This window comes from Nonomuraea sp. NPDC051941, from assembly GCF_044593615.1.
Window position 1 is genome coordinate 204441 of record NZ_JBIUCF010000015.1, and the last position, 22362, is coordinate 226802.

The window sequence follows — 22362 nt, forward strand, 5'->3', positions numbered from 1 at the left end:
AAAGGCGCGGGTGCGGTTTAGTCCCGGCGGGGAGTGCGGAATGAATGCGCGAGGCAACCCCGTGTAATCGTGAGGTCACTATGGGTGGCGGAACTCCGCAAAGCGACGCAGAGCTTCTCCAGGCGGTCAGAGAGGGCAACGCCGCCGCCTACGGGCAGCTCTACGAGCGCCACGCCGCCGCCGCCCGCGCGCTGGCCAGGCAGCTCGTCCGGCGCTCCGAGGTCGAGGACGTGGTCGCGGAGTCGTTCACGAAGATCCTCGACCTGGTCGGCAGGGGCGGCGGGCCCGAGTCCGGCTTCCGCACCTATCTGCTGACGGTGGTGCGTCGCACGGTCTACGACCGCTCCAGGATCGAGAGCCGTCAGGTGGCCACGGGCGAGATCGAGGAGTACGACCCGGGGGTGCCGTTCGTCGATCCGGCGCTCGTGGAGCTGGAGAAGTCGCTGATCGCCAAGGCGTTCCTGTCGTTGCCCGAGCGGTGGCGGGCGGTGCTCTGGCACATCGAGGTCGAACGGTGCAAACCGGCCCAGGTGGCGCCGCTGCTGGGCCTGTCGCCCAACGGCGTGGCGGCGCTCGCGTACCGGGCGAGGGAGGGGCTGCGGCAGGCGTACCTGCAGATGCACCTGGGCTCGCCGCCGAAGCACGACTGCCGGCCCGTCCTGGGCAAGATGGGCGCGTACGTCCGCGACGGGTTGACCAGGCGCGACGCCAAGGTGGTCGACGAGCATGTGGGCGCCTGCGAGGAGTGCAACGGGGTCCTGCTGGAGCTGACCGACGTCAACCGCGGGCTGCGCGTCATGGTCGGTCCGCTGGTCGCGGGGCCGATCTTCGGCGGGTATGCGACGACGCTGGCGAAGTCGGCCGCGGGCGGCGGCGCGGGCGGGCTGCTGCGGGCGTTCCGCCGGCTGTGGCGGGGGCCCAGGCAGCAGCTGGCCGCGATGGCCGGCAGCATGGCCGTCACCGTGGCCGTGGCGGCCGGGCTGCTGCTGGTCACCGACGAGAAGCCGATCGCGAGGCCCACCGCCGCCGTGCCGGTCGCGGGGCCGCCGCCGTTCGCCGGCGAGCCCATGCCGGTGCCGGTGCCGTTGCAGAGCGAGGAACCCACGCGGGTGCGGCCGCCGGCCAGGAGCCCGGTCAAGAGCCCTGTCACGAGCGGGGAGCCGGGCAAGGCGCGGCTGCGTGCCACCGTCGAGGCGCTGGGCTCGCTCGTACACGCCCGGCCCGGCATCGTCGGCCTGCGCCTGCGCAACTATGGCGAGGCGCCCAGCGAGGAGTTGACGGCGTTCGTGGACCTGCCCTCCGGCGTGACGCTCGTCCCGCCCGCGCGCCGCGACGACCGCGACACCGTGGGCACCGTGGACGGGTGGGCGTGCCGCCCCTCCGGGCACGACGCGCGGTGCGCCAGGGCGCCGCTGGCGGCGGGGCAGGGCACGGCGCTGTTCCTGCGGGTACGGGTGGCGGCGGAGGCGCCGGAGGGCGCGGGCCCGGCCGTCCGGATCGACTCGGGCCCGCTGCACGTGACGGCGCAGGCCGAGGACGGCGTACGGACGACCGGGGCGCCCGCCAGGTTCGCCACCGACGGGAAGGTGGCCGTCCGGGCGATCGGCAACTCGCTGCTGACCTGCCCCGAGACGGCGGACGGCTGCGCGGAGGCCCGAAAGCGCCGGCGCGGCCAGCGCGACAACGACCTCTGGCCGATGACCGCGCTCGACCGGGACGGCAGCTCCGGCACCGGCGCGTCCAGCGGGGCCGAGCTGAGCCTGCCCAAGGGGAGCAAGGTCGTGTGGGCCGGCCTCTACTGGTCCGCGAGCGCGACGACGGCCGGGCCCATCAAGGTCAGACCGCCGGGGCGGCGCCAGTACACGCTGGTCAAACCCGACGACGTGGCGCTCCGCGAGCTGCCGTCAGGGGCCGTCTACCAGGCGTACGCCGACGTCAGCGAGCTGGTCTCCGCCTCCGACCGCAACGGCACGTGGTGGGCGGCCGACATGCCCATGGAAGAAGGGGTGTCCCGGCATGCCGGATGGAGCCTGGTGCTGATCGTGACGGATCCCGCGGAGCCGTACAGCCAGGCCATGGTGCTCGACGCGGCCACCGTGGTCGGCGGGTCGGCGGGACGGGTGCGCATCCCGCTCGGCGGGCTGAGCCCGGCCGCCTCGCCCGCCAGGGTCGAGCTGGTGACGTGGGAGGGCGACGCCGACCTCAAGGGTGACAAGGTCTCGCTCGGGTCCGGCGCGCTCGCCCCCGAGGGCGGCGATCGGGACGCGTCGAACGTCTTCGACGAGTCCTCGACCGGCGCGGCGGAGATGACGTTCGGCGTCGACGTCGACACGGTCGGGGCCGAACTCGGGGTGGATCCGGGGCTGACGATCGCGACGGACAAGGATGTCGTGCTGTTCGGGGTGGCCGCGTTGAGCGTCCGAGCGCGATCATGACTGTGAACGGGACAAACTGGTACGGTCTGCCTGAATGCTCCGGGGTGGCAGCGGGTCGATGCCGAATCGTCGGGATTAACCCTCGCGCGATCACCAGCTTTCATTACCCTGAGAGAGGGCCGCCGAGTCCGGTCTCTGACGGTGCAGAGCCAGCCAGGACGGACCACCAGGAAAGGGGCGGTGCTAAGTGGATCGCTGTGCGCTGTTCGTGGACGCCGGCTATCTGCTGGCCGATGGCGCGATGGCCGTGCACGGCACGCGTCATCGTGAAGCGGTTGCCTGGGACTACCCGGGGCTGCTCCAGCTGATGACCAGCCTGTCGCGCGAGCGCACCGGCCTGCCGCTGCTGAGGTGCTACTGGTACGAGGCGACGGTCGAAGGCCGTCGCACGCCGGAGCACGACGCGCTGGCCGACATACCGGGCCTCAAGCTCAGGCTGTCGCGCATCCGGCCGGGCCGGCGCGAAGGCGTCGACGCCCAGGTCCACCGCGACCTCATGACGCTCGCCCGCAACAACGCCATCTGCGACGCGGTGGTCGTGAGCGGGGACGAGGACCTGGCCCAGGTCGTGTGCGACGCGCAGGACCTCGGCATCAGGGTCAGCGTGATCCACATCGCGGCCGACGGCGGCTGGGCCGTGTCGCGGTCGCTGCGCCAGGAATGCGACGACCTGGTCGAGCTGGGCGCCGTCCACCTGCGCCCTTACGTCAGCCTCGTCGCGGGCATCGCGGAGTCGTCCAACGGGCACCAGCCGATCAGCAACGGGCAGGCCGCCCATTCGCTGCCGCCCGCCCAGCCGGCCCTGCCCCCGTCGCTGCCCCCGCTGCCGCCGTCCAGCGGCAGCCACGCCGCCGGCTCCTCCACGCCGTCCTCGTCCAACGGGTCCTCGTCCGGGCGCGGGCAGTCGTCCACGCCGCCCGTGCTGCCGACGTACGCCAGCTACCAGCCCGAGCAGCCGCCGGTCACACCCGCGCCGCCGGCCACTCCGGCGACCGGGCCCATCCAGTCGCAGTCGCCCAGCACCGGACAGTTCGCCAGCCCGTCGTCCAGCGGCACCTACCAGCCGGCCCAGCTGGGGCCGTACACGGGGCCGCAGCCCGCGCCCGTCACCCCGCCGTCCGCGGCCACCGCCGGCGCCACCACGCTGGCGGACGCGGTCAAGTCCGCCCACCGGGAGGGGCACGACTTCGGCGAGTCCGTGGCGCGCGACGCGCCCGCGCTGTGGCTGGAGGCGGTGCTGGCGCGCAAGCCGCGAATGCCTTCGGACCTGGAGGCGCGGTTGCTGCAGGGGTCTTCCCTGCCGATCGACTTCCTGCTGCACGACGAGGTACGGCACGCGCTGAGACGCGGCTTCTGGGATGCCTTGGAACGCGCCCGTCACTGACTCACCCCCCAGGCGATCCCGCCCCGCCGGTCACTTCCCCACCTCATCGGCCGGCCCCGCCGCTCCAGCCTTGTCGCCTCGTTCCCCACGCGACCCTCCGGCCAGGAGCTCCTCGGCCACCCCACCCCTCACTACAGGAATCCCGATTACGGCGCTTCCCGTTACGCGCCCCTCCGGGCTCCTGGCCCGAGCCCCTTCGCGGCCGCTCCCACCCACCGACGCCTCGCCGACGCGGCGCTTGGGAGGCGGCGGTTGCGTGGTAATGCCTGCGCTCGAGTTGCCGCACGTCGTCGGTGCGACGCGCCGGCCGCCGTCGCGCCCGGCCGTCATCCCCCGCCTCCATGCCCCGCCGTCATGCCCGGCGGGGGCGGGGTCAGGAGAGGGCGTCGAAGCCGGCGCGGAGGTGGTTGAGGCGGTCCGTGAGGTCGGACAGGGGGACGGTGAGGGCCGGGTCCTGGGCCTTGCGGGCCAGCTCCCGAACCCGGGCCAGCTCGTCCTCCACCGCCGTCAGCCGTCGCGACAGCTCGGGCAGCACCGAGGCGTGGTCGCCGACCCCCGGCGGGAGCTCGCCGCTCACGCGGTCGCGGAGCAGGGACGCCTGCTCGGCCAGCCGCTTGTTCATGTTGTACAGCTCCGTGAACACCGACACCTTCGCCCGCAGGACCCAGGGGTCGAACGGCTTGGTCAGGTAGTCGACCGCCCCGGCCGCGTAGCCGCGGAAGGCGTAGTCGGGCGCGCTGTCCACCACGGTCAGGAAGATGATCGGGATGTTCCTGGTCCGCTCCCGCCGCTTGATGTGCGCGGCAGTCTCGAAGCCGTCCATGCCGGGCATGCGCACGTCCAGCAGGATCAAGGCGAACTCGGTGTTGAGCAGCGCCTTGAGGGCCTCCTCGCCCGACCTGGCGCGCACCGGCACCAGGTCGAGGGAGCTGAGGATGGCTTCGAGGGCGATCAGGTTCTCCTCGCGATCGTCAACGAGGAGAATCTTGGCGCGATCTGGCATCGATCACGACCCTTCGGCTGCTGAGGCTGACGAGTCGGACATGGACCCGCGCCCGCGGCTCAGCCAGCCGCGCAGGCGTTCGAGCAGGCGGTCCACGTCCACCGGCTTGGGGACGTAGTCGGACGCGCCGGAGGCGATGCTCTTCTCGCGATCGCCCCGCATGACCTTGGCGGTCAGCGCGATGATTGGCAGGTCGGCGAACTGAGGCATGCGCCGGATGGCGGAGGTGGTGGCCCAGCCGTCCATCTCCGGCATCATGATGTCCATCAGCACGAGCGCGACGTCCTCGTTTCGTTCGAGCTGCTCGATCCCCTCCCGACCGTTTTCAGCGTAGACGACCGTGGAACCATGTCGTTCCAGGACGCTGGTCAGCGCGAACACGTTACGGATGTCGTCGTCCACGATGAGGATCTTGGCGCCGCTGAGCGGGTCGTCGCCCTGCCACTGGGCCGGGGTCTCCACCGGCTCGACCAGTTCGTGCATCGGCAGGTCGAGCGGCAGCGGCGGCTCGGGCGCGACCGCGGCGGCCGACTCCTCCGCCGGCGCCGTCATCAGCTGGCGGCGGGCCACGCCGCCGTCGGTGGCGGCCAGCGGGCCGGTGTAGGAGGCCGGCAGGTAGAGCGTGAACGAGCTGCCCTTGCCCAGCTCGCTGTCCACGTGGATCTCGCCGCCGAGCAGCCTGGCGATGTCCCGGCAGATCGCGAGACCCAGGCCCGTGCCGCCGTACTTGCGGCTCGTCGTGCCGTCGGCCTGTCTGAACGCCTCGAAGATGACGTCCCGCTTGTCGGGCGCGATGCCGATGCCGGTGTCGATCACCTGGAAGGCGAGCAGGTCGTCGGCGCCGTGCAGGGTGTCGTCGTCGAAGTCGACCCCGGGCGGCGCCATCGAGACGCGTAGCTTCACCTCGCCCCGCGGCGTGAACTTCACCGCGTTGGAGAGCAGGTTGCGCAGCACCTGCTGCAGGCGCTGCTCGTCGGCGCGCAGCTCCTTCGGCACGTCGTTCTCGACGTCGACGCTGAACGACAGCCCCTTGTCCTGCGCCAGCGGCGTGAACGCCGCCTCCAGCAGGTCCACCATCTTCGGCAGCGACACCTGGATCGGGTGGATGTCCATCCGGCCCGCCTCGACCTTGGAAAGGTCGAGCATGTCGTTGATGAGCTGGAGCAGCGACGAGCCCGCGCTGTGGATCGTGCGGGCGAACTCCACCTGCTGCGAGGTCAGGTTGCCCTCGGCGTTCTCGGTCAGCAGCTTGGCCAGCACCAGCAGGCTGTTGAGCGGCGTGCGCAGCTCGTGGGACATGTTCGCGAGGAACTCGGACTTGTAGCGCGAGGAGACCGCCAGCTGCTCGGCGCGCTCCTCCAGCGTGCGGCGGGCCTGCTCGATCTGGAAGTTCTGGATCTCGATCGCGCGGTTCTGCTTGGCCAGCAGCGCCGCCTTGTCCTCCAGCTCGGCGTTGGATCTGCGCAGCTCCTCCTGCTGGCGCTGCAGCTCGTCGGAGCGCTCCTGGAGCTCCCTGGTGAGCCGCTGCGACTCGGTGAGCAGGTCTTCGGTGCGGGAGTTGGCGATGATCGTGTTCATCGTGACACCGATGGTCTCGACGAGCTGGCGCAGGAAGTCGAGGTGCACCTCGCCGAACGGCGTGAACGAGGCCAGCTCGAGCACACCGAGCACCCGGCTCTCGAACAGGATCGGCAGCACCACGATCTGCGCGGGCGTGGACTGGCTGAGCCCGCTGTCGATGGTGATGAACTGCGGTGGCACGTCGTCGAGCATGATGTGCCGGCCCTCGGCGGCCGCCTGGCCGACGATGCCCTCGCCGATCGCGAACCGCTGGCGCGGGCCCCGGTCGGGACGCACGCCGTACCCGCCGATCAGTATCAGCTCGTGGTCGCCCTCGGGGTCGATGCCGTAGAAGGCGCCGTAGCGGGCCGAGACCAGCGGCGTCAGCTCGCTCATCGTCAGCTTGGCCACCTCGAGCAGGTCGCGGTGGCCCTGCATGAGCCTGGAGATGCGGGCCAGGTTGGACTTGAGCCAGTCCTGCTCCTGGTTGGCCTGGGTGGTCTCGCGGAGGTTGGCCACCATCGAGTTGATGTTGTCCTTCAGCTCCATCAGCTCGCCCTGCGCCTCGACGGCGATCGAGCGGGTCAGGTCGCCGCGGGCCACGGCGCTGGTGACGGTGGCGATGGCGCGCACCTGCGTGGTGAGGTTGCCGGCCAGCTCGTTGACGCTCTCGGTGAGCCGCTTCCACGTGCCCTCGACGCCCTCGACCCGGGCCTGGCCGCCCAGCTGTCCCTCGGAGCCCACCTCCCGGGCGACTCGGGTCACCTCGGAGGCGAACGACGACAGCTGGTCCACCATGCGGTTGATGGTGGTCTTCAGGGCCAGGATCTCGCCCTGGGCGTCCACGTCGATCTTGCGGGTGAGGTCGCCGTTGGCCACGGCCGTGGTGACCTCGGCGATGTTACGCACCTGGGAGGTCAGGTTGTTGGCCATGAAGTTGACGTTGTCGGTGAGGTCCTTCCAGACGCCCGAGACGCCCGTCACCCGGGCCTGGCCGCCCAGCTGGCCCTGCGTGCCCACCTCGCGCGCCACTCGGGTGACCTCGTCGGCGAACGACGACAGCTGGTCCACCATCGTGTTGAGGGTGTCCTTGAGCTGCAGGATCTCGCCCTGCGCGTCAACGGTGATCTTCTTCGACAGGTCACCCTGGGCCACCGCCGACGACACGGCCGCGATCTGGCGCACCTGGGAGGTCAGGTTGTTGGCCATGAAGTTGACGTTGTCGGTCAGGTCCTTCCAGACCCCGGACACGCCGCGCACCTGCGCCTGGCCGCCCAGCTGGCCCTCCGTGCCCACCTCCCGGGCGACTCGGGTCACCTCGGAGGCGAACGACGACAGCTGCTCGACCATCGTGTTCATGGTCGACTTGAGCTCGAGGATCTCGCCCTGGGCGTCCACGTCGATCTTGCGGGTGAGGTCGCCGTTGGCCACGGCCGTGGTCACCTGGGCGATGTTGCGCACCTGGTACGTCAGGTTGTTGGCCATCGAGTTGACGTTGTCGGTCAGGTCCTTCCAGACCCCGGACACGCCCTTCACCTCGGCCCGGCCGCCCAGCTTGCCCTCGGTGCCCACCTCGCGGGCGACTCGGGTGACCTCGTCGGCGAACGACGACAGCTGGTCCACCATCGTGTTGAGGGTGTCCTTGAGCTGCAGGATCTCGCCCTGCGCATCGACGGTGATCTTCTTCGACAGGTTGCCCTGGGCCACCGCCGTCGCCACGGTCGCGATGCTGCGCACCTGGGAGGTCAGGTTGTTGGCCATGAAGTTGACGTTGTCGGTGAGGTCCTTCCAGACGCCCGAGACGCCGGTCACCTGGGCCTGGCCGCCGAGCTGGCCCTCGGTGCCCACCTCGCGGGCGACTCGGGTGACCTCCTCGGCGAAGCCGGAGAGCTGGTCGACCATCGTGTTGACGGTGTTCTTCAGCTCGAACATCTCGCCCACGGCGTCGACCGTCACCTTGCGGCTCAGGTCGCCCTTGGCCACCGCGGTGGTCACGACCGCGATGTCGCGCACCTGCGCGGCCACGCGGGACGACATCGTGTTGACGGCCTCGGTGAGGTCACGCCAGCTTCCCGACATGCCACGCAGGTTGGCGCTGCCGCCCAGCCGGCCCTCGGTGCCGGCCTCGCGCGCCACCCTGGTCACCTCGCTGTTGAACAGCGCGAGCTGGTCGACCATGCCGTTGATGGCCTTGCCGAGGCGCCGCACCTCGCCCCTGGCGGACCGGTCGAGGTCGATCCGGCGCGACAGGTCGCCCTTGGCGACCGCGTCGATCACGTCGGCCGCGCCGCTCACGGGGCTCACCAGGGCGTCGATCAGCTGGTTGACCGACTCGACGCTCTCCGCCCACGCGCCGACGCCCGGCCCGGGCGTCAGCCGCTCGCCGAACCGCCCTTCCTTGACGACCTCTTTGCGAACGCGCACCAGCTCGTTCGCCAGGTGTTCGCGGCGGTCGGCCACTTCGTTGAGCAGCAGCCGGACCTCGCTGAGGATCCCGGGAGGCGCGTGGGGGACACGACGCCGGAAATCACCATCACGCCAAGAGAAAAGGGTCTCAAGGATGGGAATGAGATCCGACTCGGTGTAGGTCCTCTCCTCCGGGGTTGGCGCGGCCTTGGCCGTGGTCATGGGGCCTCCTTCACTCGCGGCGGGCTCCGGCGAGTGATACAAGTCTGTCACGATGAGTAGCTCTGAGTCCTGCCCTTGGATTTACCCCAAGTCAGCTGGAAGTGTGGTAGGCACGGTGGGATGACTGCTTCTCCCCATGCCGTGCTCGCTGCGACCTTCGCGCCCGGCGAGACCGCTGTGACGGCTGCGATGAGGTTCACGCGCGAGGTGATGACCGCGTGGGCCACCGGCGGCGTGCTCCATACCGCCGAACAAGTCGCGGGAGATTTGGCCGAACAGGTCGCTGACGAGCCGTTTGAGGTGATCTGGAAGCATCTCGGGGATGCCGTACAGGTCGAACTGAGGCAGCGAAGCCTCTCACAGGGTGATCCGAAAGCTCCTTCCGCGAACGTCGAAGAGTGGGGCGTCACCTTCACGGGCGATTCCCGTGTCCACTGGGCTAGGCTCACGCTACCTGGCTCCCCGGACAGGGTCGCCGCCGAATGGCTGGAGGAGAGCGCCCGAGGCCCGCACTGGCTCGGGTTCCTCGCTGATGCGAGTGACCTGCTCGCGGGCACGCTCGACCCTGACATGGTACCTGCCCTCGTCGCCCAGGTCGTAGTCCCGCGATTGTCCAGCTGGTGCGCCGTCTACACCTCCGACAACTCCGTCGGGCCGATGCGGCTGGTCTACCTCTGGCACGCCGACGAGGCCAGGATCGACGGGCTGCGCGAGCAGCTCGCCGGTATAGACGTGGCCGCCGCCGACACCAGGGTCACCTCGACCGTCCACCTGGCCGACTCGCAGGTGCTCGCGGTGCCGCTCACGGCGCGCGGGCGGGGGCTCGGCATGATGTGCCTGGGCCGGCCCGACCGCTTCCCCGACGACGTCATCCAGTTCGCCGAGGACATCGGCAGGCGTGCCGCGCTGGCCATGGACAACGCCCGGCTCTACGCACAGCAGGCCGCCGCCAACCGGGCGCTCCAGCGCAGCCTGCTGCCGCCCAACGAGCCCGAGGTCCCCGGGCTTGACTACGGCGTCATCTACGAGCCCGCCGGCGAGACCAACGAGGTGGGCGGCGACTTCTACGACCTGTTCAAGGCGGGCGACGACTCGTGGCGGTTCGCGATCGGCGACGTGTGCGGCACGGGCCCCGAGGCCGCAGCCGTGACCGGGCTCGCCCGCCACACGCTGCGGCTGCTGGCCCGCGAGGGGTACGGCGTGGCAGCGGTGCTCGGGCGGCTCAACCAGGCGATCCTGGAGGAGGGCGAGCGCGCCAGGTTTCTCACGCTGCTGCACGGCGACATCACGCCCGTGGCGACCGGGCTGGAGGTGCGCCTGGTGTCGGCCGGGCACCCCGAGGCGCTGCGGCTCAAGCCGAGCGGCAAGGTGGAGGCCGTGACCACGCCGCAGTCGCTGCTGGGGGTCTTCCACGAGGTCATGTTCGAGGCCGACACCGTGCATCTTGAGCACGGCGACGTGCTCCTGGCGGTGACCGACGGGGTGACGGAGCGGCGCTCGGGCGGACGGCTGCTCGACGACGACGGCGGGCTGGCCAAGCTGCTGGCCGAATGCGCCGGGCTGTCGGCCAGAGCGGTGGCCGAGCGCATCCGCAGGGGCGCGGCGGAGTTCGCCTCCGAGCCGAGCCAGGACGACCTGGCCATCGTGGTGCTGCGCGCCCGCTAACACGCTCAATAACGCCTCCCTGTAACAGCGTCGGCACATGCTGTCACCGAGAGAGTCTGACGGTCAAGTCGATCAGTCGGGAAACTTCTTACAGTGTGTCAAATGTCACTGTGATCCAGGTGCTTCCTGGCGAATTCGAGCTGGAGGGCGGTCTGCGCGATCCGCTCCGCCACCACGAGCGAGCCGCCGATGGCGTCGTACATGTAGACCTCGTGCTCGCGCCCGTGCTCGGCCAGCTTGGCCACGTACTTCTCGATCTGGCGCAGCGGGCAGCGCGTGTCGTTCTCGCCCGCGAGGATCAGCAGCGGGCTCTTGACCTGGTCGACGTAGGTGATGGGGGAGCTGGCCGCGTACTGCTCCGGCTGCTCGTCGGGTGAGCCGCCGAGCAGCGCGCGGTGGTAGGCGCGCAGGCTCTCCGCCTCGTCCTCGTACGAGGTCTGGTGGCAGGCGATCGGCACCGCCGCGATGCCGGCCGCCCACAGCTCCGGCTGGGTGCCGAGGCCGAGCAGCGTGAGATAGCCGCCCCAGGCCGCGCCGGCCAGCACGATCCGGTTCGGGTCGGCGATGCCGCGATCGACCACGACCTGGCGTACGGCGGCCACGTCGGCCAGTTCGATGTGCCCGACGTCGCCGTGCAGCGCGTCGCGCCAGGCGGAGCCGTACCCGGTCGAGCCCCGGTAGTTGACCCGCACCACCGCGAATCCCGCGTCCACCCAGGCCGCGACCTCCGGCGAGAACGCGTCGCGGTCGTGCGCCGTCGGGCCGCCGTGCAGCAGGAAGACGGCCGGGTACGGGGCGACGCCCGTCTCGGGCTTGGAGACCAGCGCGTGGATGCGGCCGCCCTCGCCGTCGACGTCGATGTCCTCGACGGGGACGCTCGGCGGGGCGGGCGGGCCGCCGGGATTGACCACGACCTGGCCGCTGCTGGAGCGGATGACCGGCGGGCGCGAGGCGCTGGACCAGGAGTACTCGACGTGGCCGCCGGGCCGGGGGGACGCCTCCTCGATCACGCCGTGCGGCGTGTCGATGAGCGTCAGGCCGCCGCCCGCGAGGTCGTAGCGGTGCAGGTGCGTGCGGGCGCGGTGGTCGCGCAGGATGAGCAGGCCGCGGCCGTCGTCGTACCACTCGGCGTTCAGGTCGCCGGGGTCCCTCAGCCAGATCTCGCGCTGCTCGCCGCTCACCGGGTCCCAGACCAGTGGCTCGTGGCGCTGGCGGCGCTCGTGCAGGGCCAGCAGGCGGCGGTCGCCGACGACGGGGGCGAAGTGCAGGCCGGTGACGCCCTTGGTGGGCCCGTCGTACAGTTCGGCCACCGTCTCGCCGCTCGGGCGGACGACGCGGAGCGCGGGGTGGCGGAAGTCGCCGTACTCGCCGTGGTTGATCGCGATGAGCGAGCCGTCGAGGGACATGTCGGCCACCCAGGCGGCCTCGCTGTGCTCGTACAGGAGACTCGCCGGGCCGCCGACGCGTACGACATGGATCCTGAACGTGCCCTCGCTGGCCATGCTGATCGCCGCGACGCCCGTCGTGGACAGGGCGAGGCCGCCGGGCTGGCCCGGCGGCAGGTCGGGGGCGACCGGCTCGTTGGGGCCGCCGGCGAACGGCTGGCGCCACCACACGCCGAACTCGTCGCCGGCGGTGTCGGCGAACCAGTAGATCCACTGGCCGGTGGGGTCGATGGCGGCGTACGCGGTGCCCTTCGGGCGGTCGGTGACCTGGCGGACGGCGCCGCTCACGCGGTCCCAGGCGTAGACCTCCCAGGTGCCGGTGGCGTTGGAGCGGTAGATGGAGCGGTTGGGGGCCTGGCGTGCCCAGGACGGCAGCGTCATGCGCGACGCGCGGAACCTGGCCTGCCAGCGTTCCTCCGCCTTCATCCGGTGCGCCCCCTCCCATTGATGTCCCGTGCCTCCGGGCGCGGGATGCCGTCCAGTATTGCGCGTGTTCCGGGGAAAAACTCAGGGAATGTGGGGGAATTTCGGACTAAATGCCCCATCAGTAACACCAGTCCCACATGCCCGTCAAGGAACGGGTCTTGATCGGGGTACGGGCTCGAAGATAGACAGGTGAAACGCTGCGTGCGTTACTACTTTTTGCTGTCTGTTCATGGCATTTCGGGAGATAAATCCCGCTATTCGCCTGTCGAGCTCGGCCGGGTCGGTATGCCACGCACTCGGGCCCATCCCGACCACCTGGGCGATGCCGTCATGCCCCAGCTCCATCTTGAACTCGACCGAACGTCGCTCCACCTCGGCGAAGCCCTCCAGGCTCCGCGCCAGCCTGCGCTCCTTCTCGTCGTCCACGGAGAGCAGCCCGAGCTCCTCGACCAGCGGGCTCAGATGCCGCGCCGCCGGGGTCACGACCACCGCGACGCCGTCGGGCCTCAGGATCCTGCCGAACTCGGGCCCGTTCCTGGGCGCGAACACGTCCATCACCACATCGGCCACCCCATCCCTGATGGGGAGCGGACGCCACACGTCGGCCACGAACGCCCCTGCCCTGGGATGCACCCGCGCCGCCCGGCGTACAGCGTGCTTCGACACATCGAACGCCATCCCGATGCCATCGTTCACCGCGTCCAACACGGCCGCCAGGTAGTGCCCGGTGCCCGCGCCTGCGTCGACGATCAACGGCGCGGCCCTGCCCTCCGCGCGACGATCACCGTCGATTTCCGGCTCGTACGCGGGATCCGTTGATCCAGCGCCGTAACCGGCCTCCACTCCCGCCCCACGGTACGCCCTCAGCCCCGTGCCGTCATTCGTTTCGGTGGAGTACTCACGTTTTGCTGGAACGTTCTTGCTGCACGCGTACTTTCGTACAGTTTCTGCTACTGCGTCGTGCAGTGGCGCGTAGTGGCCCGCGTCGAGAAATCGCACCCGCGCGGCCACCATCTCGGGGCTGTCGGCCGTTCCCGGGGGTTTGTTGCCGACCAGGAGGCTTACGTAGCCCTGCTTGGCGATGTCGAAGGCGTGCCCTTGGGCGCACCGCAGCGCGCCGGCGTCGAGCCGGAGGGTGGCTCGGCAGACGGGGCACGCTAGGTATTCGACGATATCGGCCAGCATGCCGCCCATTCTCGTCCACCACCCCGGGACCCTTCCCACGGGGCTTGGCTCCTGACGTGCACATCACCACGCGGGCGTTGGGTGGTGGCGTGCGTCCTTTGAGGGTGGCGCGGGGCGGGGCATTACGGCGCCGATCGGAGCGCGTCGGGTGGGGGTGTGCATCCCCTGGGGGCGGTTCCGCTGAGAGGTGGCGCGCCGGGGTGGGGGTCAGGCGGCGGTGGTGGCTTCGAGGAGGAAGGCGGCGTTGGAGGGGGTGGCGCGGAGCTTGTCGACGAGAATCTCGAGCCCCTGCCGCTTCTCCAGGGAGGTGAGCATGCGCCGCAGCCGCCACACCACCTGCCGCTCCTCCGTGTGCAGCAGGATCTCTTCCCGCCGGGTCCCCGAGGCGTCCAGGTCCACGGCCGGGAAGAGCCGCCGCTCCGCGAGCTCGCGGACGAGGTGCAGCTCCATGTTCCCCGTCCCCTTGAACTCCTCGTACAGGTTGTTGTCCATCCGCGACCCCGTGTCCACCAGGGCGGTGGCGAGGATGGTGAGGGAGCCGCCGCCCTCGACGTTGCGGGCGGCGCCGAAGAAACGCTTGGGCGGGTACAGGGCCCCGGCGTCGATGCCGCCGGTGAGGACCCGGCCGCCGCCGGGCGCCAGGTTGTTGTACGCCCGCCCCAGCCGCGTCAGCGAGTCGAGCAGCAGCACGACGTCCTGGCCGGACTCGACGAGCCGCTTGGCGCGTTCGATGGCCAGCTCGGCGACGGCGGTGTGGTCGCGGTCGGGGTGGTCGAAGGTGGAGTAGAAGATCTCGCCGGAGATCGTGGCGCGCATCTCGGTGACCTCCTCGGGCCGCTCGCCCACGAGGAGGACCATGAGGTGCACCTCGGGGTGGTTGCGGGTGATCGCGGCGGCCAGCGCCTGCAGGACCATGGTCTTGCCGGCCTTGGGCGGGGCGACGATGAGGCCGCGCTGCCCCTTGCCGATGGGCGCGAAGAGGTCGATGACGCGCGTGCTGAGCGACTCGGTCTCGATGCGGAGCCGCTCGGTCGGATGTACGGGTGTCAGCTCGGCGAACCCGGGCCGGTCGCGCCACTGCGCGGCGCCGTTGACCGAGGTGACGCCGACGAGCTTGTTGCCGGCGAACGACGCGACGACGTGGTCGCCGGGCCGCAGGTCGAACTGCCGTACCTTGTCGGGCGTGAGGCGCACGTCGCCGGGTCCGGGGAGGTGCCCGGCCCGGAGGAACGCGGATTTCTCGCGTACGTCCAGGAGGCCCTCGACCTGGCGGACGGGCACGTCCGCACGCTGCTCAGGAATGTGTACAGACATGGTGAAACCCCTTTGGGGGAATGCGCCGGACCAGCCCGAAAGCGGTCGGGCGCGGTGCGAAAAGAAAGGAAGCCGGGCCCCTCGAGAGAACCGGGGCGAGACTCAGATGAAGATCAGCGGAGCCGAAGCTCGACGCCTGGTGGCAAGATACCACACCATCTGGTCCACTCAACGCCTAGCCCTCTTGGGCTATTCCCGGACCGTTCTCGGAGTTTCTCCCACGGACGCGGGCAGGGGGGCGTGACAATGTTCTTCTCGGCACCGTACTGCGAGGAAAATTACCGCACCCGGTGTGCCGGAGGGCATAGGGCCCCCGCCGAAGCAGCGCCATCGTGTCAAGTGACATGCAGGACCCCTGCAACTCGGTGAGGGTTCCATAGAACCAACAGAAACTCCTTGGGGGAGCACCCATGAAGACCGTCAACCACTGCCCGCGGTGCCACCACGAGCTCGACGAGGGCCCGATCGTGTACAGGTGCGCGCACTGCTGCCGCGCCGTCTACGCGGCCGACATCGAGAACGAGTTCGTTCCGCGTCGGCAGCAGGTAGCCGTAGCCGCCTAATCTGGGCGAGTGCCGCATACATCTATAACAGTGTCCGGCGTCGAGGTGACGCCGCTCTGCGACGCCGTAGGTCCCATGGGAGCGGCGATCCGCCGCCCGCTCGCCGAGATGTTCCCCGATTCCGGGCTTCAGGACGAGCCTTGGGTCCTGCACTTCCACTGCTATCTGATCCGCGACGCGGCCGGTCGGCTGACCCTCGTCGACACCGGCATCGGTGACGAAGACTCACCGGCCGCGAGCTGGGCCCCCGTTCCCGGCACCCTGGCCGGCGAGCTGGCCGCCGCGGGCGTCTCGCCCGCCGAGATCGGCACCGTCGTCCTGACGCACCTGCACAGCGACCACGCCAGCGGCGTGGTGACCGACGGCAGGCCCGCGTTCGAGAACGCCCGGTACGTCCTCCAGCAGGCCGAGGTGGACGCCGCGCAGGGCCTCGTGCTCGACCGGCTCCTCACCCCGATCAAGGGGCAGCTGCACGTCGTCGAGGGCCACGCCGAGGTCTCACCGGGCGTCCACGTGCATCACGCGCCCGGGCACACGCCGGGCCACCAGATCGCCAGGGTCGGCGACGTGGCCATGACCGGCGACCTCGTGCTCCACCCGGTGCAGCTCGACGACCCGGCCATCCGGTACGCCTACGACGACGATCAGGAGACGGCCGCGCGCACGCGGGCGGAGGTGCTCGCGGCGCTCAGGGCAGAGCGCGCGATTCTCGCGACCGCTCACTTCGGCGAGCCGTTCCTGCGTTTGTGACGTTTCCCAGGCACGATGTGTAATCATGAAGATACGCATTGTGACTGGTGCCACACTCGGCGCCGCTCTGGTCGTCCCGTCGGCGGCGTGGGCGGCGCCCACGCCTGATCTGTCCGGGGCCGCCGTCTACGCGGCGGCAGGCAACCAGCTCAGCCGATACACGGCCGCCGGCGAGTGGCACCCGCTCGCCAGCTTCGGAGCCACGCAGTTCGCGGCGTCGCCCGACGGTACGAAGGCCGCCTGGATCACCGAGAGCGGCAACCTCAACATCAGGCAGCGCGGCAAGACCAGCACGATCGTCAGCGGTCTCCAGGGCAGTACGCCGTGCCTCACCCCGGTCTGGTCCGCCGACTCGACCAAGGTGGCATACCCGAGCGCGAACGGCACGATCAACGCCGTCCGGGCCGACGGCAGCAACGCCCCGCACAAGCTGGGCGTGTCCAAGGGCGTCTGCCACCTCGCCTGGGCGGGGAACGGGCGCTATCTCGCCGGCTACACCAGCACCGGCGACGCCCTCTACCGGCTCGACACCAAGACGGGCAAGACCGCCATGGTCAAGAACGTCAAGTCCATCAACCACGTGCAGAGCCTGTCGCCCGACGGCAGCAAGGCGGTCGTGGCGTTCCCGGAGGGCACGCAGGCGTCCGGCACCAGGACCTGGCCCACCACGTTCAAGCCGGTCATCGTCGAGGTCCCGACGGGCAAGAGGCTGAAGCTGCCGGCCAAGGGCAACGCGATCGGCGCGTACTACCTGCCGGACGGTCGTCTCGTGATGCGGATGGCCGCCGCGCCCGCGCAGCCGGGGCACGCGGGCGGCCACACGGCCGCCCACGCGGCCGGCCACGCCCACAACACGCTGGTCGTGTTCGACAGCGCGGGCAACGAGATCCAGCGGCTGGCCGAGCCGGCCAAGGCCAAGAACCAGGCGCTGCTCCAGGTCGTGTCGTAGGGGCTACCGCCCGCTCATGACCGGCTGATCGGCCAGGAGCGACGAGGGCAGGGAGGCCATCGCGGTCAGGCCGCCGTACGGGGAGGGCGCGAGAGTGACCTTGATGCCGTGTCTGGCCGCGAGCCTGCTCACCACGAACAGGCCGAGCCGGTCGCTCTGCGCCAGGTCGAACTCCGGCATCTTCGCCAGCCGCTCGTTGAGCTCGTCCAGCTCGGCCCTGACCAGGCCGAGACCGCGGTCCTCGACCTCGATCATCAGACCGTGCGGGGTGGTCGAGGTCCGCAGGTCCACCCTGGTCTGGGGCGGCGAGAAGAGGGTGGCGTTCTCGATCAGCTCGGCCATCAGGTGGGCTACGTCCGTGACCACCGCGCCGTGCAGCGCGACCGGCGGCGGCTGGAGGATCTCGACCCGCTCGTACTCCTCGACCTCCGCGACGGCCGCGCGCAGCACGTCGAGGATCGGCACCGGGTTGCGCCAGCCGCGCCCGGGCGCCTGGTCCGACAGGATGATGAGGCTCTCGGCGTGCCTGCGCATGCGCGTGGTGAGGTGGTCGAGCTTGAACAGGTCCGCCAGGGCCTCGGGCTCCTCCGTCGCCCGCTCCATGCTGTCGAGTTGGAGCAGCTGCCGGTGCAGCAGTGACTGGTTGCGCCTGGCCAGGTTCACGAAGACCTGGCTGACGCCGTGCCGGAGCCGGGCCTGGCTCACCGCGGCCGCGACGGCCGTGGACTGCACGTCGTTGAACGCCTGGACGATGTCGCGTACCTCGGAGGTGCGGGACTTGACCTCGATCGGGGCGACCTCGTCGGCGGTGGGCGGGGCGGTGTTCGTGCGCAGCCGCTTGACCAGGCCGGACAGTCGCACCTCGGCCAGCTCCGTGGCGGCGTCGCGGAGCCCGGCCAGCTCGCGCACCAGCCGCTTGCGGAAGCGCAGCGAGAGCATGATCGACGCGATGACGGCGATCAGGCCGAGACCGCCCGCGACCCCGATCTTGATCAGCATGCCGATGGCCGCCGGGGTCACCCGGCTCACGAGGCTCTTGACGGCCAGGGCCTGGTTGCGCTCGACCGCCGCCCACAGGTTCTGGCCGTCGACGGGCCAGGTGGCGGCCGTGACGGGCAGGCCGTTCGTGGCCGCCTGGCCCCGGATGGCGTCCTCGGCGTCCAGGAACTCCTTGTAGACCGGTGACTCGGCCAGCCGCGCGTACGGGCCGCGCAGGTCGCGGTCGAGGTGCGAGAGCGCCTGCGAGAACAGCAGCCGCCTGGTGGCCACCATCCCCGTGAACGCCTCGTGCTCCGCGGGCTCGACCCGGCCCCTGGCCAGCACGACCGCGACCATGGCCCGCTCCCTGGACAGCACGTCCTTGGCCTCGCCCAGCATGGTCACGGCCCTGGCCTGCTTGTAGAGGGCCATGTCGGGCACCAGCACCATGGCGTCGTACATGCGGAAGGACGCGTCCACGATCTGGCTGTAGCCGTCGATCACGTCGAGCGGCGCCACGGTCGTGCCGTCCACCTCGCGGCGGACCTCCGCGAGCTGGTCGAGCTTGGTGTTGAGCGTGACGAGCTGCGCGGTCATCTCCGGTGACAGGTCACGCTGGTTCTTGGCGAGCGTACGGAACGCGGTCACGGCCTGGTCCGTCTCGCCGCGCTGCTTGGCCATCTTGGCGGCGCCCTGCCCGCTGACCAGGAACTCCACGGAGACCAGCCGCTCGTCCTGCAGTTCGATGTTGACGCGCTCGGACGGGTCGGCCAGGTTGGTCGCCAAGTCCTTGATCGACAGCAGGCGCATGCCATCGCCGCCGGTCAGGCCCGCGGCGAACGCCCACAGGCCCACGAGGGACAGCAGCGGGACGAACAGGAGGACGAGAAGTTTCACGGCAATGGGGCGGCCACGCGTGGGGGGCATGCGACCTCCGGGTGCAAGATGAGATCGCCTCGCAGAGTACACCCCCCTTTGGAAGGATTTCTGTGCGTCTTCCGCGTTCTTTCTCCGGCTGGACCATCGCGGTCTTCGGATTCCTCGCCTTCGCGCTCGGCCTGCTCGGGTTGGTCTCACCCGACTCGCTGCTGGCCATGCTGGGTTTCGAGGTGCTCGATGTCCGTCCCGCCGGTGACTACACGCTGGTCTATATGGCCGCCTCGTCAATGGCGGCGGTGAACATGGGCGTTTATTACGTTTTCGCGGCTTCTCACGACTACACGCCGTTTTTCCGGTGGACGGTGCCGTTCAGGCTCGTGACGTTCGCGGTCTTCACCACGCTGGTGCTGACCGGGGCCGCGCCGGCCAAGTTCTTCGGCGTCGGACTCTGGGAAGGGCTCGGCGCGCTCATCACGGGGTTCGCGCTCTGGCGCGAGGGCAAACTGGTGCCCTCGCGCCAGTGACTCACGGCCTGGCCTCCTCCGAGTCGCGCGCGACCAGTCGGTCGCCCGGCTCGGGGGAGTGCCGCAGGCGCTTCTCCAGCTCGCGCTTCTCGTCCTCCAGCCGGGCCACCCGGTCGGAGGCCTCGGCTCTGGCACCCTGCAACCGGCGGCGGCGCCTGGCGGACCTGCGCGAGCCCGAGCCGATCAGCCAGAGGCCCAGCGCCAGGACGGCCATGGCCGCCGCCCCGGCGAGGAACATCTCCACCTGATTGGGCTCGAAGGTGTACCCGAACAGGATGTACCTGGCGCTCTCCTCGGTCAGGACGAGGGCCACGGCGCTGCCGGCGAGGAGGACCAAGAGCACTCCAAGCAGAATCATCCAACTCACCCCTTGTCGTAAGAGCCCGTTTCCACTGCCCTGTCGGGGATGAGGTATGCGCCAAGATTGCCATCATGAGACCCGAGCCGGGGCAGGTGCTCCACTTCTCCGAGGACCCGACGATCGAGAGGTTCGTCCCGCATGTGGCGCCGACCTCGATCTTGACGGAGTCGTACGTGTGGGCCGTCGATCGCGACCGCTGCCCCGACTACTGGTTCCCGCGCGCCTGCCCGCGGGCCATGGCCTGGGTCGGCCCGCGCACCACCGAGGAGGACACGGCCCGGATCGTCGGCGCGGGGTGCGGCGATCGCGTGCACGCCATCGAGTACGGCTGGCTCCAGGCGCTCAAAGACGTCTGGCTGTACGCGTACCGGCTGCCGGCGGACGGCTTCGCGCCCATCGGCGACCCGCCGACCGCCGTGGTGTCCACGGTCGCCGTGACGCCGCTCGGCCCGCCGGAACGCGTGGGCGACCTGTTCGAGCTGCACGAGGAGGCGGGGATCCAGCTCAGGGTGCTGCCCAGCCTGTGGCCGTTCTGGGACGAGGTGATCGCCAGCACGCTGGAGTTCAGCGGGATCAGGCTGCGCAACGCCCGTCGATGAGGGCCTGCAGGGTCTCCAGCGGCATCGAGCCGGGCGGCCGCTTCTCCTGCGCGAACTTGTTGGCCTCGCGCCGTAGCACCTCGTTGACCGGGGTGGGCACGCCGTGCAGGCGGCCGAGCAGCACGATCTCGCCGTTGAGGTAGTCGGCCTCGATGGAGCCGCTGCTCCTGGCCAGGCTCTGCCACGACGACCCGCCGCCGCGGACGATGCCCTCGATGGGCCGGACGTCCACCTGGTGGCCGCGCAGGCTCGCCTCTTCCTCCGGCGTGGAGTACGTGATCCCGGCCCGGTCGAGCAAGGCTTTGGCCTCGGTCCTGGCCGCCTCGACGACCTTGTCCCTTCCGGGAACGTGGCCCACGAGCGCCTCCACGGCGTTGCCCAGGTTGCTGAGCAGCTTGCCGTGCTTCCAGCGCATGACATCGGTCTGGGTCAGGCCCACCAGGCCGTGCTTGCCGAGGTCGCCGGCGATCCGCTCGGCGAGGTCGTCCACACCCTGGGGATAACGTCCGACGTGGAGCAGGCCCGAGTACGGGTGCCCGTGGGCGGCGACGACGCCGGGCTCCAGATGCTGGGCCGGCAGCCACACGCAGATGCCGTAAACGCGGTCGAACCGCCGCAGGACCATGCGCTCGTTGGCGACGCCGTTCTGGGCGCAGGCCACGGGCAGGTCGGACGGCCAGCCGGCCAGCGCGGAGACGGTGTCCTGGGACTTGGTGGCCAGGATCAGCACGTCGTCGTCACGCGCGGGGACAGGGCCGTCGGCGACGGGGATGTCGAGGGTCTCGGTGGATTCGGGGGTGATCAGGCGCAGGCCGTCACGCTTGAGTGCCTCGTAGTGGGCGCCTCTCGCGACGAGGAGAACGTCGTGCCCGCCTTGGTGGAGGCGGGCACCGATGGTTCCGCCGACTGCTCCGGCCCCGATCACTATGTAGCGCATTGTCCAAGGATGTCACTTTGCGAGGGCGACCTGGGCCTGCGCCGGCACGCCGGCCCCCCGCGTACGCTCCCGCATGATCGTCTTGAGCACGCGCCAGCCGTCGCGCACCGCGTTCAGGTTGCTCACGCCGTGGATGCGGGAGCGCTCGTGGCTGGGGACCTCGTGGATGATGAGGCCGGCCTGGGCGGCGCGGACGTTCATCAGGGTCTCGATCTCGAAGCCGTCGCAGTCGAGCTCGAGGGAGTCGAGGTGACGGGCCCAGAAGGCGTTGTAGCCGTAGCAGAGGTCCGTGTAGCGGGTGCCGTAGAGCAGGTTGGTCATCCCGGTGAGGACCTTGTTGCCGAGCGAGCGGATCGGACTGAGGTCGTCCGAGCCGCCACCAGGGGCGTACCTGGAGCCCTTGGCGAAGTCGGCGCCGTTGATGAGGGTGGAGACGAAGGAGTGGATCTCCCGGCCGTCGGTCGAGCCGTCGGCGTCGATCATGACGATGATGTCGCCGCGGGCGGCCTGGAAGCCCTCGATGAGGGCGTTGCCCTTACCGCGCCGGCTCTGCACGACGACCCGGAGGTCGGGGCGCAGCCTGCGCGCTACGGCGATGGTGTCGTCGGTCGAGTTGCCGTCGACCAGGATCACCTCGTCGATCCAGTCGGGCAGCGTCGCGAAGACGTGGGGAAGGTTCTCGGCCTCGTTCATCGCGGGGACGATGACACTGACACTGACGCTGGCGGCGAAAGGCTGCTTGTTCATGGAATCAAGATGACTCCCCACACATGCAAG

Annotated in this window: 17 protein-coding genes; 8 read left to right on the top strand and 9 right to left on the bottom strand. The window is 70.3% G+C overall.

Going from position 1 to position 22362, the window contains the following annotated elements; genetic code table 11:
- The first annotated feature begins 80 nt into the window (after positions 1 to 80).
- Both ACIHFD_RS25830 and ACIHFD_RS25835 read left to right on the top strand, forming a co-directional pair.
- A complete protein-coding gene (locus ACIHFD_RS25830; RefSeq protein ID WP_397369027.1) occupies positions 81 to 2435 on the top strand; it encodes a sigma-70 family RNA polymerase sigma factor in 2355 nt (784 codons plus the stop codon).
- Between the two features lie 187 nt (positions 2436 to 2622).
- Complete coding sequence (locus tag ACIHFD_RS25835) at positions 2623 to 3819, top strand: NYN domain-containing protein (RefSeq protein WP_397369028.1); 1197 nt, start codon at positions 2623 to 2625, stop codon at positions 3817 to 3819.
- Positions 3820 to 4192: 373 nt separating this feature from the next.
- On the opposite strand, the gene ACIHFD_RS25840 is transcribed toward ACIHFD_RS25835, so the two are convergent.
- Together ACIHFD_RS25840 and ACIHFD_RS25845 are read right to left on the bottom strand one after the other, a co-directional pair.
- The gene (locus tag ACIHFD_RS25840; protein ID WP_350732628.1) at positions 4193 to 4822 is read right to left on the bottom strand and encodes a response regulator; all 630 of its coding nucleotides are present in this window, start codon (positions 4820 to 4822) and stop codon (positions 4193 to 4195) included.
- Positions 4823 to 4825: 3 nt separating this feature from the next.
- Positions 4826 to 9010 carry a HAMP domain-containing protein gene (locus tag ACIHFD_RS25845; RefSeq protein WP_350732629.1) on the bottom strand — a complete coding sequence of 1395 codons (4185 nt, stop codon included), beginning with the start codon at positions 9008 to 9010 and terminating at the stop codon, positions 4826 to 4828.
- Positions 9011 to 9580: 570 nt separating this feature from the next.
- Here ACIHFD_RS25845 and ACIHFD_RS25850 point away from each other — a divergent pair.
- Complete coding sequence (locus tag ACIHFD_RS25850) at positions 9581 to 10675, top strand: PP2C family protein-serine/threonine phosphatase (RefSeq protein ID WP_397369029.1); 1095 nt, start codon at positions 9581 to 9583, stop codon at positions 10673 to 10675.
- Between the two features lie 98 nt (positions 10676 to 10773).
- On the opposite strand, the gene ACIHFD_RS25855 is transcribed toward ACIHFD_RS25850, so the two are convergent.
- From ACIHFD_RS25855 to rho, 3 genes are all read right to left on the bottom strand, one after another.
- Complete coding sequence (locus ACIHFD_RS25855) at positions 10774 to 12546, bottom strand: S9 family peptidase (RefSeq protein WP_397369030.1); 1773 nt, start codon at positions 12544 to 12546, stop codon at positions 10774 to 10776.
- A 144-nt stretch (positions 12547 to 12690) separates the two neighbouring features.
- Complete coding sequence (locus tag ACIHFD_RS25860; protein WP_397369031.1) at positions 12691 to 13740, bottom strand: putative RNA methyltransferase; 1050 nt, start codon at positions 13738 to 13740, stop codon at positions 12691 to 12693.
- Positions 13741 to 13938: 198 nt separating this feature from the next.
- Positions 13939 to 15045 carry a transcription termination factor Rho gene (rho, locus tag ACIHFD_RS25865; protein WP_397369032.1) on the bottom strand — a complete coding sequence of 369 codons (1107 nt, stop codon included), beginning with the start codon at positions 15043 to 15045 and terminating at the stop codon, positions 13939 to 13941.
- A gap of 410 nt (positions 15046 to 15455) precedes the next feature.
- Between rho and ACIHFD_RS25870 the strand changes: the two genes are divergently transcribed.
- Genes ACIHFD_RS25870 through ACIHFD_RS25880 form a run of 3 tightly spaced genes read left to right on the top strand, consistent with a single transcriptional unit; the run spans position 15456 to position 17307 of the window.
- Complete coding sequence (locus ACIHFD_RS25870; RefSeq protein ID WP_397369033.1) at positions 15456 to 15608, top strand: hypothetical protein; 153 nt, start codon at positions 15456 to 15458, stop codon at positions 15606 to 15608.
- 30 nt (positions 15609 to 15638) lie between these two features.
- Positions 15639 to 16358, top strand: a complete 720-nt coding sequence (locus ACIHFD_RS25875; protein ID WP_397369034.1) for an MBL fold metallo-hydrolase — start codon at positions 15639 to 15641, stop codon at positions 16356 to 16358.
- Between the two features lie 25 nt (positions 16359 to 16383).
- Positions 16384 to 17307, top strand: a complete 924-nt coding sequence (locus ACIHFD_RS25880; RefSeq protein WP_397369035.1) for a hypothetical protein — start codon at positions 16384 to 16386, stop codon at positions 17305 to 17307.
- Positions 17308 to 17310: 3 nt separating this feature from the next.
- Here ACIHFD_RS25880 and ACIHFD_RS25885 read toward each other — a convergent pair whose 3' ends face one another.
- Positions 17311 to 19212, bottom strand: coding sequence for a nitrate- and nitrite sensing domain-containing protein (locus ACIHFD_RS25885; protein ID WP_397369036.1), 1902 nt, complete (start codon positions 19210 to 19212; stop codon positions 17311 to 17313).
- 62 nt (positions 19213 to 19274) lie between these two features.
- Here ACIHFD_RS25885 and ACIHFD_RS25890 point away from each other — a divergent pair, with 62 nt between their 5' ends.
- Complete coding sequence (locus ACIHFD_RS25890) at positions 19275 to 19688, top strand: hypothetical protein (protein WP_313044104.1); 414 nt, start codon at positions 19275 to 19277, stop codon at positions 19686 to 19688.
- A gap of 1 nt (position 19689) precedes the next feature.
- On the opposite strand, the gene ACIHFD_RS25895 is transcribed toward ACIHFD_RS25890, so the two are convergent.
- Positions 19690 to 20046: a hypothetical protein gene (locus ACIHFD_RS25895; RefSeq protein WP_350732641.1), complete on the bottom strand. Its 357-nt coding sequence runs from the start codon at positions 20044 to 20046 to the stop codon at positions 19690 to 19692.
- A 74-nt stretch (positions 20047 to 20120) separates the two neighbouring features.
- On the opposite strand from ACIHFD_RS25895, the gene ACIHFD_RS25900 reads away from it, so the two are divergent.
- Positions 20121 to 20648: a DUF6886 family protein gene (locus ACIHFD_RS25900; RefSeq protein ID WP_397369037.1), complete on the top strand. Its 528-nt coding sequence runs from the start codon at positions 20121 to 20123 to the stop codon at positions 20646 to 20648.
- Here ACIHFD_RS25900 and ACIHFD_RS25905 read toward each other — a convergent pair.
- Entirely contained in the window at positions 20623 to 21585 is a 963-nt protein-coding gene (locus ACIHFD_RS25905; RefSeq protein ID WP_350732643.1) for a 2-dehydropantoate 2-reductase N-terminal domain-containing protein, read from the bottom strand. The two genes, ACIHFD_RS25900 and ACIHFD_RS25905, sit on opposite strands and share 26 nt — an antisense overlap.
- A gap of 12 nt (positions 21586 to 21597) precedes the next feature.
- Positions 21598 to 22332, bottom strand: coding sequence for a glycosyltransferase family 2 protein (locus tag ACIHFD_RS25910; protein ID WP_397369038.1), 735 nt, complete (start codon positions 22330 to 22332; stop codon positions 21598 to 21600).
- Between the last annotated feature and the right edge of the window lie 30 nt (positions 22333 to 22362).